Annotated in this window: 15 protein-coding genes; 9 read left to right on the top strand and 6 right to left on the bottom strand. The window is 64.5% G+C overall.

The window, feature by feature from the left end; translation table 11 throughout:
- The first annotated feature begins 2 nt into the window (after positions 1 to 2).
- Together hpt and CS1GBM3_RS12680 are read left to right on the top strand one after the other, a co-directional pair.
- Positions 3 to 554: a hypoxanthine phosphoribosyltransferase gene (gene hpt, locus CS1GBM3_RS12685; protein WP_083567532.1), complete on the top strand. Its 552-nt coding sequence runs from the start codon at positions 3 to 5 to the stop codon at positions 552 to 554.
- A gap of 42 nt (positions 555 to 596) precedes the next feature.
- The gene (locus CS1GBM3_RS12680; RefSeq protein WP_072395727.1) at positions 597 to 959 is read left to right on the top strand and encodes a response regulator; all 363 of its coding nucleotides are present in this window, start codon (positions 597 to 599) and stop codon (positions 957 to 959) included.
- A 49-nt stretch (positions 960 to 1008) separates the two neighbouring features.
- On the opposite strand, the gene CS1GBM3_RS12675 is transcribed toward CS1GBM3_RS12680, so the two are convergent.
- On the bottom strand, positions 1009 to 1389 hold the full coding sequence (locus CS1GBM3_RS12675) for a winged helix-turn-helix transcriptional regulator (protein ID WP_072395726.1): 381 nt from the start codon (positions 1387 to 1389) through the stop codon (positions 1009 to 1011).
- A gap of 102 nt (positions 1390 to 1491) precedes the next feature.
- Here CS1GBM3_RS12675 and CS1GBM3_RS12670 point away from each other — a divergent pair, with 102 nt between their 5' ends.
- Positions 1492 to 2553, top strand: coding sequence for an SDR family oxidoreductase (locus CS1GBM3_RS12670; protein WP_072395725.1), 1062 nt, complete (start codon positions 1492 to 1494; stop codon positions 2551 to 2553).
- 69 nt (positions 2554 to 2622) lie between these two features.
- Here CS1GBM3_RS12670 and CS1GBM3_RS12665 read toward each other — a convergent pair whose 3' ends face one another.
- Entirely contained in the window at positions 2623 to 3735 is a 1113-nt protein-coding gene (locus CS1GBM3_RS12665) for a TRAP transporter substrate-binding protein (RefSeq protein WP_072397467.1), read from the bottom strand.
- 201 nt (positions 3736 to 3936) lie between these two features.
- Between CS1GBM3_RS12665 and mobA the strand changes: the two genes are divergently transcribed.
- Both mobA and CS1GBM3_RS12650 read left to right on the top strand, forming a co-directional pair.
- On the top strand, positions 3937 to 5097 hold the full coding sequence (gene mobA, locus CS1GBM3_RS20135) for a molybdenum cofactor guanylyltransferase MobA (protein WP_083567851.1): 1161 nt from the start codon (positions 3937 to 3939) through the stop codon (positions 5095 to 5097).
- Positions 5094 to 5807: a hypothetical protein gene (locus CS1GBM3_RS12650; protein WP_072395724.1), complete on the top strand. Its 714-nt coding sequence runs from the start codon at positions 5094 to 5096 to the stop codon at positions 5805 to 5807. Before mobA ends, CS1GBM3_RS12650 begins: the two co-directional genes overlap by 4 nt.
- A 306-nt stretch (positions 5808 to 6113) precedes the next feature.
- Here CS1GBM3_RS12650 and CS1GBM3_RS12645 read toward each other — a convergent pair whose 3' ends face one another.
- A complete protein-coding gene (locus CS1GBM3_RS12645) occupies positions 6114 to 7817 on the bottom strand; it encodes an OFA family MFS transporter (protein ID WP_072395723.1) in 1704 nt (567 codons plus the stop codon).
- 224 nt (positions 7818 to 8041) lie between these two features.
- On the opposite strand from CS1GBM3_RS12645, the gene moaA reads away from it, so the two are divergent.
- Positions 8042 to 9079: a GTP 3',8-cyclase MoaA gene (gene moaA, locus CS1GBM3_RS12640; RefSeq protein WP_171946541.1), complete on the top strand. Its 1038-nt coding sequence runs from the start codon at positions 8042 to 8044 to the stop codon at positions 9077 to 9079.
- A gap of 55 nt (positions 9080 to 9134) precedes the next feature.
- Here the strand turns inward: moaA and CS1GBM3_RS12635 are convergent, their stop codons facing one another.
- On the bottom strand, positions 9135 to 9815 hold the full coding sequence (locus CS1GBM3_RS12635) for an SLATT domain-containing protein (protein ID WP_072395721.1): 681 nt from the start codon (positions 9813 to 9815) through the stop codon (positions 9135 to 9137).
- A gap of 179 nt (positions 9816 to 9994) precedes the next feature.
- On the opposite strand from CS1GBM3_RS12635, the gene CS1GBM3_RS12630 reads away from it, so the two are divergent.
- Positions 9995 to 10759, top strand: coding sequence for a hypothetical protein (locus CS1GBM3_RS12630; RefSeq protein WP_072395719.1), 765 nt, complete (start codon positions 9995 to 9997; stop codon positions 10757 to 10759).
- A 9-nt stretch (positions 10760 to 10768) separates the two neighbouring features.
- Here the strand turns inward: CS1GBM3_RS12630 and CS1GBM3_RS12625 are convergent, their stop codons facing one another.
- Positions 10769 to 11188: a hypothetical protein gene (locus CS1GBM3_RS12625; protein WP_072395717.1), complete on the bottom strand. Its 420-nt coding sequence runs from the start codon at positions 11186 to 11188 to the stop codon at positions 10769 to 10771.
- 207 nt (positions 11189 to 11395) lie between these two features.
- Between CS1GBM3_RS12625 and CS1GBM3_RS12620 the strand changes: the two genes are divergently transcribed.
- Together CS1GBM3_RS12620 and CS1GBM3_RS12615 are read left to right on the top strand one after the other, a co-directional pair.
- A complete protein-coding gene (locus CS1GBM3_RS12620; protein WP_072395715.1) occupies positions 11396 to 11983 on the top strand; it encodes an NnrU family protein in 588 nt (195 codons plus the stop codon).
- 64 nt (positions 11984 to 12047) lie between these two features.
- On the top strand, positions 12048 to 12401 hold the full coding sequence (locus tag CS1GBM3_RS12615; protein WP_210186217.1) for an MOSC domain-containing protein: 354 nt from the start codon (positions 12048 to 12050) through the stop codon (positions 12399 to 12401).
- Positions 12402 to 12519: 118 nt separating this feature from the next.
- Here CS1GBM3_RS12615 and CS1GBM3_RS12610 read toward each other — a convergent pair whose 3' ends face one another.
- Positions 12520 to 14274: a L,D-transpeptidase gene (locus tag CS1GBM3_RS12610; RefSeq protein WP_072395714.1), complete on the bottom strand. Its 1755-nt coding sequence runs from the start codon at positions 14272 to 14274 to the stop codon at positions 12520 to 12522.
- Positions 14275 to 14308: the final 34 nt, after the last annotated feature.

Below are 14308 nucleotides of genomic sequence, written 5' to 3'. Positions count from 1 at the left end.
AGATGACAGATAGCAATGGTAGCGCAGAACCCGAGGTCGAGGTCATCCATTCGGCGGAGGATATCACTGCGCGTATCGAGGCTTTGGCGCAAGAGGTTACCGCGCGCAAGCTCGAGCGTCCGCTGGTGGTTGCCATTCTCAAAGGCAGCTTCGTGTTCGCAGCCGATCTCATCCGCGCGCTCTATCGCGCGGGTCTTAAGCCCGAAGTCGATTTCCTCACGCTGTCGAGCTACCGCAAGAGCCGCACGTCGTCGGGCAAGGTCGAGATCCTGCGCGACCTCGACCTCGGCGTCGAAGGCCGCAACGTCATCCTGATCGACGACGTGCTCGATTCCGGGCGCACGCTCGTGTTCGCGAAGGACCTCATCGCGGCACGTGGCGCGAACGCGATTCTGACGTGCGTGCTGATCGACAAGAAAGTGCCGCGGGCTGTCGACGTGACTGCCGATTTCAGCGCATTCGAGTGCGATGACGAGTTCGTCGTCGGCTACGGCATGGACGCGGCGCACCGTTACCGCGAGCTGCCGTTCGTTGGCCGCGTAACGAAGGAGTAGTTGCGATCTATAGGCGGCCATGGGGCCGCGGGGGAGGAGGCGATGGCCCGGATCCTGTTGGCGGAAGACGATCAGGCGACGCGTGATCTCGTCAAGCGTGCGCTGACTGCGGATGGGCATGCCGTCGATCTCACGCAGGACGGCGCGGAAGCGCTCGAGACGCTGACGACCTCCGGGGCGAGCTTCGATCTTCTGGTGTCGGACGTGCACATGCCGGGGGCCGACGGCATCGAGCTGGCGCAGCACGCGATCGCGCGCCTGCCGGATCTCAAGCTGTTGCTCATGTCGGGCTTTGCCGAGGAGCTCGATCGGGCAAGGGCGCTGCAATCGCCGAACCTTGCCGTCATCCTGAAGCCGTTCACTCTGGAACAGATCCGGGTCGCCGTGCGCGCGCTTCTTGCGTAGAGAGGCGTGGCGCGGAGGTTGCGCTTTCCGAATGCGGACGGCAGATCTGCTATGCGCGTCGCGCAGTCGGACGATTGCCGAGGCGATCCAGCGCATCGGAGTTTTCACGCGCCCAGGCGTAGAGCAGCTCTACAGGTTCTACGAAGCGAGCGCCCAGAGGCGTCAGGCGATATTCAACGGCCGGCGGAACCGTGCCCTGGGCATGGCGCGTGATCAGGCCGCTCCCCTCCATCTCGCGGAGCGTCTGCGTCAGCATCTTCTTGGATATGCCGGGGAGGCTGCGGTGAAGCACGCCCGTCCGGGCCGCACCATCATGGCGTGCGTGGAGCGTGTGCAAGATCATGCTTGTCCACTTCGTTGCGAACAGTGCCAGCACGCGCCTCGGGGCACAATCCTCACGCCCTTCCTCATCAGCCGATCCCGGTTGCATAGCTGGGTACCTTTCGGTGTCTACGTCCCTATTTGGTGCCGTCTAGAAGGACGATGCGCGAGCTCCTAGCTTCGGTGCTCAACTTTATAGGGATCCTAGAGAATGGCTAAAACGGCACTCGTTGTTGGAGTGAGTGGGATTATCGGTAGCGCGACGGCCGCGCTGCTGGTCAAGCAAGGATGGGTCGTGCACGGACTTGCCCGCCGTCCAACTGTTGAGGCTGGTGTACATCCTGTCGCGGTGGATCTTCAAGACGCTGCCGCAACTGCCGAGGCGCTCAAGGATGTGAGGCCCGACGCGGTGTTCATCACGACGTGGCTGCGGCAGGACAGCGAAGCGGAAAACATTCGCGTCAACTCTTCCATGGTCCGCAATCTGCTCGATGGTTTGCCTCGCCCGACGGGCCCACGACACGTGGCGCTGGTTACGGGGCTCAAGCATTACCTCGGACCGTTCGAGGCATTTGCCACAGGTTACGTGCCGCAAACGCCGTTTCGCGAGGAGCAGGGGCGCGTCAGTGTCGATAACTTCTATTATGCGCAGGAAGACGAGGTGTTCGCCGCTGCCGAGCGGGACGGATTCACCTGGAGCATTCATCGCCCTCATACGGTGATCGGCAAGGCGGTGGGCAATGCCATGAACATGGGCACCACGCTTGCGGTCTACGCGACCGTGTGCCGGGAGACAGGGCGTCCCTTCCGTTTTCCGGGGTCGCCCGCGCAGTGGGCGGGGCTCACCGACATGACGGATGCGGGTCTGCTCGCGCGACACCTCTTGTGGGCAACGGAAACAGATGCCGCACACAATCAGGCTTTCAACGTCGTCAACGGCGATATCTTTCGGTGGCAATTGATGTGGAGCCGGATTGCGGACTGGTTCGGCCTCGAGGCCGCGCCGTTTGACGGCACGATGTTGCCGCTCGAGCAGCAGATGGCCGACGATGCGAAAGTCTGGCGCGCCATTGCCGAGCGAGAGGGCCTTGCTGAGCCCGATCTCGATCGTCTCGCCTCGGCTTGGCATACTGACCTCGATCTCGGCCGGCCGATAGAGGTCGTGACCGACATGTCCAAGAGCCGCCGGTTGGGCTTCACCGCTTATCAACCGACGGATGATGCCTTTATCGCTTTGTTCGAACAGCTGCGCGCCGACAGGCTGATCCCCTGAACCGTCCGAGCGGTGCTCCTGTGCCCGTTCACGCTAGAACAGATTCAGCGGCGCGCGTGCGTCCTCTATTTAGAGCGCGTTCTTGCGCTGCTGGATCATCATGTAGGTGTCGCTCGTGTGCTCGGCGAGCTGGAACCACAGGTAGCCTTCGGCGCGCACCGCCGTCATGGCATCGTAGACCTTCTTGAAGCTGGCATTGGTTGTTGAAAGCTCGGTGTAGACGTCGTTTGACGCCTTGTAGCAGGCGTCCAGCACGTTCTCGGAGAACGGCCGCAGGATGGCACCGGCTTGCACGAGCCGGCGGATCGCGGCCGGGTTCTGCATGTCGTAGCGGGCCGTCATCGTGGTATCGGCGGTGCGGGCGGCGGCCTGGACGATGGCCTGGTAGGACTTGGGAAGCGCGTTCCAATTCTCGAGATTGATGAAGAAATGGAGCAGGGCCTGACCTTCCCACCAGCCAGGATAATAATAGTAGCGCGCGACGCGGTAGAAGCCGAGCTTCTCATCATCGTACGGGCCGACCCATTCTGCTGCGTCGATGGTGCCTTTCTCCAGCGCGGGATAGATATCACCGCCGGGGATCTGCTGCGGAACGGCGCCTAGCCGGGACAGGATGGCACCGCCGAAGCCGCCGATGCGCATCTTCAAGCCGCGCCAATCTTCCGGCGTGTTGATCTCTTTGCGAAACCAACCACCCATCTGGGCACCGGTGTTGCCTCCCGGAAGGGCGTAGATGTTATAGGGCCGGTAGAACTCGTTCATGAGTTCCATGCCGCCGCCCTCGTACATCCAGGCGTACTGCATGCGGCAGTTCAATCCGAACGGAATGCACGTGGCGATGGCGAACGTCGGGTCCTTGCCCCAGTAGTAATAGGATGCGGTGTGTGCGATCTCGACCGTGCCGTCTGTGACGGCATCGGCGGCCTGCAACCCGCCCACGATCTCGCCGGCGGAGAAGACCTGAACAGTGAAACGGCCGTCCGTCATCTCGCTGACGTAGCGGGCGAACGTGTCGGCGGCGCCGTAGATCGTGTTGAGGGATTTCGGAAAGCTCGAGGTCAGTCGCCACGTGAGCTTCGGCATGCTTTCGACAATCGCCGGCGCCTGGGGCGCATCGCACGCCGCGACCGTTGCGGCAGCGCTGCCAGCGCCCGCAACCTTCAGGAACTTGCGGCGATCCAGCGACTTCGTCATACGGCCATTTTCCTCCCCGGCTTTTGGGCGCGGACTATAGACGGGCTCCTCCGTGGATGACAGCCATTCGGAAAGCATCCCATGGGGACGCTCTTGCGCTGGCGCCTTCGTCCGGTAGGCTCCGGGCTCCGCTTCGAAAAGGTTCCAAGGAAGAGTGATGCGCCGAGCCGGCAACAGGGTGCGCCGTTCATGAGCCATGGCATTGCGGGTGTTCTGCTTGCCGGAGGGCTCGGGCGGCGCCTGGGTGGCGACAAGGCGCTGGTCGCGCTCGCAGGGCGGCCGTTGGTCTGGCATACCGCGCGCCGGCTAAAGCCTCAGGTCGAGATGTTGATCCTGAATGCGAACGGCGATCCGGACCGGTTCGCTTGGCTTGGGCTGCCGGTGGTGGCCGACGAGAGCGGCGACTTTGCCGGGCCGCTTGCCGGTGTGCTCGCCGGGCTCAACTGGTTCAAGCGTGAACGGCCGGATGTGCGTGCGATGGTCAGCGTGTCGGCCGATGCGCCGTTCATCCCTCATGATCTCGTGGATCGGCTCGACGCGGCCCTCGCTGCTCATCCCGATGCGCGTGTGGCTGTCGCACAATCGCGTAGCAGGCGGCATCACGTGATCGGCCTGTGGCGTCCGGATGCTGCGGGCGATATCGCGTTTCAGCTCGCGCGCGGCGAGCGCAAGGCAGAGACCATGGTGGATCGCTTGGGCGCGGTGTCCGTGCCGTTCGAAGATTTCGATCTCGGCGGCGAGGCGGGGGATCCGTTTTTCAACGTCAACACGCCGGAGGACCTTGCGTTTGCAGAGAGCGCTGTCGCACGGGCCAAGCCGCGTGTTGTCGGGGTCGCGGGTTGGAAAAACTCGGGCAAGACGACGCTGGTCGTAAAACTCGTCGGAGAGCTCGTGCGGCGCGGCTATCGCGTGTCGACCGTCAAGCACAGCCATCACGAGATTGCGTCCGAGACAGAGGGCACCGACAGCGCGCGGCATCGGGAGGCCGGGGCGCAGCAGGTCGCGCTTGTGACGCCGTCGCGCTGGGCGCTGGTGAGCGGGGCAGATCGCATCGTCTGGCGTGACGAGCGAGAGGCGCCGCTGGAGGATGTCGTTGCGGCACTCGCGCCCGCCGACGTGGTTATCGTCGAGGGCATGAAGAGCGCTCAAATTCCCAAGATCGAAGTGCGTCGGCTCGGGCAGGGCGACGGCGGCCCGCTCGCGGAGCGCGATCCCGAAGTGTTCGCGGTCGCCTCGGATCAGGATCTTCGCGGTGCGCGCGTGCCGGTGTTCTCGATCGACGACGTCGGTGGGCTCACAGATTCTTTGCTAGCAAAAGTCGGATTGCCGTTGCGCAAGGAGGCGTCATGAGCCGCGCAGGCCATGCTGCTATCGCGCTCGTACTTGCCGTGACGTTGACCGGGCCGGTTCGAGCTGACGATCCGGTGCTTGCTCCCGGACGCGATCCTGGCGGAACGCCCGTCGCGGTTCTGGCCGACGGCTTCGACTATACACGTTCCGAGGTGGCGCATGTTCTTGCGCGAGATGGGGAGGGCGTGGCGATTGCATGGGATGCAGTGGAGGGCGATACGCGTCCGTTCGCCGCTAAGTCTGGCGGGACGGAGCTTGCTCTCGCTGCGGCCGCGCGGGGCGGTGTGCGTGTCGTCGCCGTTCGTGTCGATGGCAGCGATGCGGCTTCTCTCGCCAAGGGCATCGGCTTTGCCGCAGCGACGCCGGCCAAGATCGTTCTCGTTGCGCTTTCTGGTGACGCAAAGACCGGGCTCCACGTGCTCGAGGCTGCCGCGAAGCGCTTCGATGCGCTGCTGATCGTTGGCTCGGTGCCGAAGCTCGCGCTGGACAAAAACGCGAAGGAGCTCGCACCGAACCTCGTGCTGCTCGATGCGGGCGAGACTGGAACTGCTGCGGGGGAAGCGATCGCGCGTGCGCTCGGCTGCAAGCAGGATGCGCTTGTCAGCGACAGCGGTGCGGCGCTGAAGCGCGCCTTCTTAGCGCGTATCAACGACGAGGCGGCGGCGGGCTGCGAACCAAAGAGCGGTGCAGCCAAGGACGAGAAGCGCTAGCGTGTTCGCAAGCCAAGCCGAGCGGTGTGTGGTGGAGGCTTGCTGGAAGGTGTCCGATGCCTGCGCGAAGGCTGCGTGCGCCTCTACCTGATGCTGGCGTTGGGGATCATCAAGGCGCACGAGGCGCGCGCGTTGGGGTTGCTTGGCCACGGGCCTCGCCTCGGTCGGATGCACCGGGCGCACGGAATCACCGCCGGCATTAACGACAAGAAGCGCGGCCGCCAAGGCAGCCGCGCTTCGACCCACCGTTCCCCCAAACTGAAACATCATCCGGCCCTCGTCCGTCTCGCGGAGAAGGCGGAGTGTCTATTGGAAGAACACCAACGCCTTCTCGAGTGTCTGCCAGACACCCCAAGCAAGGGGCACGCCAACCAGGGACCAGAACAGGATTGCCGGCGTATCCAGGCCGCCTTTGCCGATTCCATAGGATCCGCTGACGTCCGGGCCGGCCGCCGATTTCAATTTGGCCTGCTCGGCGGCGATCTCGGCCTCCTTCATGTGCCATTTCGGGTCGACCGGGCGGACAAGAAGGTTCGCAATGAAACCGATCACCAGCAAACCGGCCAAGATGTAGAAGATCTGGCCATAGAGCTGATCGGGCGGGATGCCCTCTGCGGCGCGCGTGTCGTGCAGGTAATTGACGATGACCGGCCCCAGGATGCCGGCCGTCGACCACGCGGTGAGGAGGCGGCCGTGAATGGCGCCGACGAACTGCGTGCCGAAGATGTCGGCGAGATAAGCCGGGATGGTCGCGAAGCCGCCTCCGTACATGGAGGCGATGATGCAGAAGCAGGCGACGAACAATCCCAAGAGCTTCCAATCGGCGGACGAGGCGGCGAGCAGGTAGAGACCCGCGCCGAGCACGAAGAAGATGAAATAGGTCGTCTTGCGTCCAAGGTAGTCGGACGATGTCGCCCAGGCGAAGCGGCCGAAGATGTTGAACAGCGAGATGATGCCGACGAAGCCGGCACCCACCGCTGCTGCCGATGCAGCGAGCGCAGCGTTTTGTTTTAGCTCCGCGTATCCGATTTCCGGCGCACCGGCGAGCGCGCCGCCGAATGTCTCCTGCAGCATGGGCGAGGCCGCGCCGATGATGCCGATGCCGGCGGAAACGTTCATGCACAGCACGAGCCACAGCAGCCAGAACGCGGATGTCTTGTGCGCGTCATCGAGGTGCACGTGGTTATTGGTGATCATGGCCTTGCCGTTGCTGGCCGGCGGCGTCCAGCCTTCGGGCTTCCATCCGGGCGGCGGCAGGCGATAGCGGAAGGAGCCGATCAGCATGAACACGGCGTAGATCGCGGCCAGGGCGACGAAGGTCTGCCAGACACCCGGGTCGGTTGCCGTCTTGAAGATGTTGTCCATCAGGAACGTCGCTAGCGGCGAGCCGATCATGGCGCCGCCGCCGAAGCCCATGATGGCCATGCCGGTCGCCATGCCGCGCCGGTCGGGGAACCACTTGATCAGTGTCGACACGGGCGAGATGTAGCCGAGGCCGAGCCCGATGCCACCGATGATGCCGGAGCCGAGCCACATCAACCAAAGCTGGTGAGAGTAAACGCCGAACGCGGAGATCAAAAGGCCGCCGCACCAGCATACCGTGGCGACGAGGCCGGCCTTGCGCGGGCCCGCGCGCTCGAGCCATCCGCCCCAGATGGCGGCGGACACGCCGAGCAGCACGAAGAAGAACGTGTACATCCAGCCGAGGTCGAACTGGCTCCAGTTGCAGTCCGTAGCGAACAGCGCCCGCAGCGTTCCGGCGGCTTTCTCGCCGAAAGTCACGGCGCCGGCCGAGCACTCTGGGATGGGGTTACCGTCGGCGCCGAGCAGCACGCTCTGCAGCGGCTTCCAGAACACCGAGAAGCCGTAGGCCATGCCAATGCAAAGATGTATGCAAAGAGCCGCCGGCGGCACCATCCAGCGGTTAAATCCAGGTTTTGCTACGATCGCTTCGCGATCTAGCCAGCGGGGCGCAGACAGCTCCCCGCTTCGTGCATTCGTGCTGGCCATCTTCCCTCCCCGGGCAGTGCAACGCGCCCATTTTACGGGCTTTTGGCCTAACCACTATATGGCATAAGCATACTACACAAGTGCGGATGGGCTTGATGTGGGCCTCGTCCGCGTTACTTTACGGGGGCGGATCGGCTAGGGCACCACTGTGGTGACGGGCTGATCCGATGGCTGACTGCCGGCGTAGAAAACTGCGCGGCGACCGGGAACGCACCATGAGCCTCATGACACCTAAATCATTTGGCGAGGGCCACGAAGGCTCCGCTCCCGGTCTTGTCGATCCGTTCGGACGGCACGTGACCTACCTGCGCGTTTCGGTGACCGATCGGTGCGACTTCCGCTGCGTCTACTGCATGAGCGAGCACATGTCCTTCCTACCCAAGAAGGACCTGCTGACGCTCGAGGAGCTGGACCGGCTTTGCTCCGCGTTCGTGGCCAAGGGTGTCAGGAAACTGCGCATCACGGGCGGCGAGCCGCTGGTGCGGAAGAATATCCTGTCTCTGTTTCGTGCCCTCTCGCGCCATCTCGAAACTGGCCACCTCGAGGAACTGACGCTGACCACCAATGGCAGCCAGCTCGAAAAGTATGCCGGCGAGCTCAAGGCGGCGGGCGTGCGGCGTATCAACGTGTCGATCGACACGCTCGATGCGCAGAAGTTCAAGACGATCACGCGCTGGGGCGATCTCGCGGTCGTGCTCAAGGGTGTCGAGGCTGCGAAGCGCGCCGGCATCGGTATCAAGATCAACGCCGTGGCGCTCAAGGGCGTCAACGAGGAGGAGATCGACGACCTCATCCGCTATGCTCACGGCGAAGGCCACGATCTGACACTGATCGAGACCATGCCGCTTGGTGACATCGAGGGCGATCGGACGGATCAGTATCTGCCGCTCTCCATCGTGCGAGCGCGGCTACTGGATCGCTGGACGCTCGAGGATATTCCGTTCCGCACCGGCGGCCCGGCGCGCTACGTGCGCGTCAAGGAGACCGGCGGCAAGCTCGGCTTCATCACGCCGATGACGCACAACTTCTGCGAAAGCTGCAACCGCGTGCGCGTCACCTGCACGGGCACGCTCTACATGTGTCTTGGGCAGGAGGATGCGGCGGATCTCAGGGCTCCGCTGCGCGCGAGCGCCGACAATGGCCACCTGTTCGAGGCCATCGATGCTGCCATTGCCCGCAAGCCCAAAGGGCACGACTTCGTCATCGACCGGCGCCGGAAGAAGCCGGCGGTAGCGCGCCATATGAGCGTGACCGGCGGTTAGGGTCTTTCCGGTTTGGATTGATCCAGGCGAGCGAGTCTGAGGCCCTATGCCGGGGCTACTGGTGCACCCACCAGATCAGCGGCGGCACGGTCAGGAACAGCGCGTACAGCCCATAGACATCCAGAATGTAGCGCAGTTTCAGCGCGATCCGCTGGGGCCTGTTGCCAGCTTTGGTCCCAAGCTTGGCGAACAGAAAGTCGAGGCGCGCGTGGTTGGCCGGGCACATGCGAAGCGCTTCGTTATAGCGGCGCCGGAACTCCTGCACCTCGGTGGGATCGGAAGGGCGGGCAATGCGCAGCTCCTGGGCGAGCTCGGACACGGCGAGGGCACAGTTGTGCAGGTGATGCGCCTTCATCTTGTAGTCGTTCATCGACTCGAGCAGCCCGAGGATCAGCGTAAACACCGATGACACGAGCTGGATGAATGTGATCAGCCGGTTCGTCGGCTCGTCGATCTGTCCGAAATAGATCGCCTGCCAAACGGCGAGGCCGAAGAAATACAGCGCCACCATCGATTGCGTGAACAGCGACACCGTCTGCTTCTGCTCGAGGCGCGTCGCGGCGTTGAAGCGCGCGGCCTTTACGAGGCGCATGGTGTGGGCGAGCTGGTCCGCCGCGCGCGTGTCCGGGGGCGCGACGGCGAGGCGCAGCCGTTCGGCAGGCAATACCTCGCGCAGCGGGTGCGCGTTTGCCAGTCCGCCGCGCTCAGGTCTTGCTCGTTCGCTCGCCGGCATCATGGGGAGGCGCGTCCTCAAGTCTCGAAGATGCTTCGCTTAGCTGATTCGATGTGGTCGAGCCGCGGCGCGGAGGTAACAGCGTCTCGGTAAGCGGCGGGGAATGCGCTTTCGGCGAGCCGCTATTTGTCTCCGAATGATGCTATGGTGACGGACGATCGGTTCAGGGGAAGGGGGGCCGCATGTCGAGAAGTCTCCTGCGTTACGCCCGGCTTACGCGTCGTCAGCTGATCGTCTTTGCTTTGGCTTCGGCCGTGATCAACGGCGTCATCACCGCGTCCGTCGGTGCGTGGCTGGCGCAGACCTATTCCACCTATCAGGCCCGGCGCGCGGCGATCGAGACGATCGCGCATCTCGTCTACGAGCGGCGCACGCGCGCCGGCATGGTGGCCTCCGCCATCAAACGCGACACCGAGATCGACGAGGTGCGCCATCGCAAGCGGGCCTACGACGAAGCCTACGTCGACTGGAACAAGAACGTGATGCTGAACCTGTTCGCCATTCGCGAGGCGGCGGGCGATCTCGACGTCTCGTCGCTTGAGCCGGTGTTCGAAAACTACCTTATCGCGGCGCTCGCGGACCAGGACCGCTGCGTGACGAAAGCCTACGATGCGCGGCTTGCCAACCAAGACGCGAAGGCAGTGCTCGAAGCGTGCCGGATGCCGGAGCTGCACCAATACGTGCTCGATTGCGGCGCAACCTTCACGAACGAACTCTACAAGCTGACGCAGCCGACGTTCGTCCCGTTCACGGGCCAGTTCGAGAAAACCAAGACGCTCGCCGAAGCGCGCATCAACGACTATTGCGTGGAGAAGGCCGTGCAGAAACCTGCGGAGCCGACGCAGTCGCCACAGACGCCGACAGGCTCCACATCGCCACCGATTGCGGCTGTGCCTCAGGCTCCGGGTGCAGCCGTTGCTCCGACGCCGGCCAAAGCCTCGCCGTGAACTCGCGCACTATTGGCGGGCTTGCTGCATGCTCGTTACGATCGCAGTCGGAGACACGGCGAGAAAGTGCCCGGCGATGCCGATGATGGTTCCGGTCACCACCAGCGTCGTGACCCAGCCGACGGTGTTCAAGAGACGCTTGCGCCTGCGGCCGCGGCGGGCGGCTCGCAGCCACGGCGGAGGCGAGACCACGCTCTCGTGCTGCAAGGGCGTGATCGCGACGGGCGACGCGGCTTCGGGCTTTGTGAAAAGCGCCAGGCTCGGCGAGCGGTAGTCCGTAAGGAGCGGTGCGGTGCTCGCCGTGCGCTGGTCCAGCGGCGATGTCTCGAATGCGTCGTTTTCGGTTTCGCGCGGGTCGGGGGCCGCGTCGTCAAGGCCCGCATCGCGGAGGGCGGCGCCGAGCGAGCGCGGCGCGTTGCGCGCTCCCATCCGGCTTTTTCCTACCGGAGGATTACTCCACTCTGTCCAGCCGTCGGTCACAGCCACAGCGGGCCTCACTCACGTACGCGTTCCGCCCGGTCGAGATTATGCTAAAAACCACCTCATCGGGTCAATCTTAGTGCGTTGCGAAATGTGCGGCGGGAGCTTTACGCATATGCAGCAGCGCCCGCAGATCACTATCGGGGGTTTTTAAGCATGCTTCCCTTAATTCTGGGCTTACTTCTGTTTTTCGCGGTGCATCTCGTGCCGACGTCGCCGAGCCTGCGCGCGGGTCTCGTCGAGCGGTTTGGCGAGGGTGCCTACAAGGTCGGGTTTGCGGTGCTGTCGCTGGTCGGCTTCGTGCTGATCGTCTACGGCTATCACAAGCTGCAGGTCATGCCGGGCAAGAACCCCATTCTGTGGGACCCGCCGACGTGGACGCGCCACATCGCGTATCTGCTGATGGTGCCGGCGCTGATCTTTCTCGTGGCGGCGTTCGTTCCCTCGCGCATTCGCTCGGCGCTGAAGCACCCGATGCTGGCGGCCATCAAGACCTGGGCGCTGGCTCACTTGCTCGTCAACGGGGATCTCGGTTCGCTGGTGTTGTTCGGCAGCTTCCTGGCGTTCGCCGTCTACGACCGCATCTCGGTCAAGCATAGGCCGGACAAGCTTCAGCCGAACCCGCCGCAAGGGGCTCTGAACGACGTGATCGTCGTGGTCGGCGGCTTGGCACTCTTCGCGCTCATGCTGTTGTGGGGCCACGGTGCATTGATCGGCGTGCCGCTGGTCAGCTTCGCACCCTGATCCGAGGATGGCCGGGACCGGCAGGTTGATCGGGATCGCGCGGCGCGAGGCGGTCCGCGCGCCGATGGAGGAACTCTCGAGCGGCACGATCACCGTGGACGCCGGTCTCGAGGGCGATCACAAGGGGCCGAAGTTTCCGCGGCGGCGCATCACGGTGCTGGCGCGGGAAGACTGGGAAGCGGCGCTTGGTGAGCTGTCGGGGTCGGACGGCGCTGCCGTCCGCCTGCCGTGGACGACGCGCCGGGCCAACCTTTTCGTCGAAGGGGTGCGGCTGCCGCGTGCGCGCGGCGGTATCCTACAGATAGGGCCGGTCAAGCTCGAGATCACCAATCCGACGCAACCGTGCGGGCGCATGGACGAAGCCTACCCTACCCTGGCCTGCTCAAGGCGCTGCATCCCTTCTGGCGCGGCGGGGTGACGTGCAGCGTGCTCGAGGGCGGCGTCGTTCGGTTGGGCGATGCCGTCGCGGTGCTCGTCTCGCCGCCCGAAGGCGAGATGCGGCTGCCTTAGCTCGTGGGCTCGCTCGTGCCGCGGCGTCAGCGGATTGGGACGATGAAGTCGGTGTAGGCGCCCGTCTCGTTGCCGATGCCGAGATCCGAGATCACGATCGAAGAGCCCGGCTTCATCACGTCCGCGATCTGCTCGCGTACGTCCTCCGGGACGGTGATGCGGTCGAGCGCGGCAGCGGCGGTTTGCGCCGCGAGGTCCACCGGCGGCGGGGGGGCCTCCTTCGCCTGCGTGCCCTTCGTGCGGCGCGCGCTACGCGTCGGGTCGTGCGGGACCGAGACGACGCTCCACGTCATGTCCGTCTTGCTCTCGGCGACGTCGAGGGCGGTGAAAACGTGCGTGCCGACGGGCTCCTCCGGCCGGTCGAAGGTCACGGCGACGTTGAGCACGTCGTCATAGCCCTGGCGGATGTAGAGGCGCTGCTTGGCGCGGCTGATGAAGATCGAGACCGGACGGTCGCGCATGGCCTCGAGTTTCTTGGCTGCTTCTTCCTTGGCAAGCGCGCGCTGCAAGGCGGCGTTGGCTTCGGTATAGGCCTTGAGGGCGGCGCGGCGCTTGTCCTCGGCTTCCTTGGCGACGCTTTCGACGCCGCGCAAAGCCTCGGTGGCGTGGCCGTAGGATGCGCGCACGGCCTCGATTTCTCCGGGCAGGCGGGCGATGCGCTCTTCGAGCGTCAGCATGCGCGCGACGCGTTTGGATTCATTCATGCGCTTTGTCTTGCGCCTGGTCTTGCCCTTCGACTTGGCGGTTTCCTCCGGCGGCGCTTTGAGGTCAGCGAGCTCGCGCTCGGCGCGAGCCAGCTCGGTCTCGAGCTTGCGCAGCTCCTCCTCAAGGCGCTCGGCGTCGGCGCGGGCGGCGATCAGAGGCTCGCGCGTCGTCATGGCTGCCTTGTGGGCTTGCTCGAGGAGAGCCTGCTTTCCGGCCTTTGCGTAGCCAGCAGTGCGGATCTCGGCGTTGAGCTTTTCGGTTTCGAGGCGGCGACGTTCGCGGTACGTGAGGTGCGGGCGAAGAGAAGCAGGGTCGTGCTCTTCCGCGGCGGCAGGCGTCACGCCGAGCACGCCCGAGGCGTCGGCGACCTGCGTTTCCTCGACGGCGGCCGCCGTTTCCTCTTCCGGCGGGAAGGCCGTGAAGAGTTTTGCGTGCGCAATGGGTTTGGGCGAGACGGGATCGCGCGTGACGATGACACGGGTGCCCATCTTGGTCATGCCGAACAGCTTTTTGGAGAAGCCGTGCGGCAGGCGGATGCAGCCGTGCGAGGCGGGGTAGCCCGGCAGTGCGCCTGCGTGCATGGCGACGCCGGACCACGTCAGGCGCTGCATGTTGGGCATCGGAGCGCTATCGTAGAGATTTGAAAAATGCATCCGCCGCTTCTGCACGACGGTGAAGACGCCGGTCGGGGTCGCATAGCCGACGCGCCCGGACGAGATCGGCGAGGAGGCGATGGAGCCGTTCGCGTCATAGGCCGTGAGGCGCTGGCGGGCGAGCGAGATCGTGACGACGAGCGGGCCCTCGGCGGGGCGCGCGACCGTCTCAGCCTCTTTGAATTTCGATGATTTTTTGGCTTCGCGCGCCGTGACCGCAGAAGGCAGCCGCCTCGCCTTCTGGCGCGGCTTGTAAGTGTAGGAGGGCTCGTTCCAGCTACCGAAAAGACCCTGTGCTTCGGCGCGCGGCGCGGCGAGGCTGGCGCCGGTCAGAACTCCGAGGCCGATCGCCCAAATGCTTCCTGCGCTGACCGCCTTGCGGAGCGTGGACGATGGATGCGAATTCCCCCAACAATGTGGCACGATACAACCATCCTTGCAGCTGGACCGGGAAAGT

This window comes from Hyphomicrobium sp. CS1GBMeth3 (assembly GCF_900117455.1).
Lineage (GTDB): Bacteria > Pseudomonadota > Alphaproteobacteria > Rhizobiales > Hyphomicrobiaceae > Hyphomicrobium_C.
The sequence above is the reverse complement of the archived record's forward strand: the minus strand, read 5'-3'. Positions and strand labels throughout refer to the sequence as shown.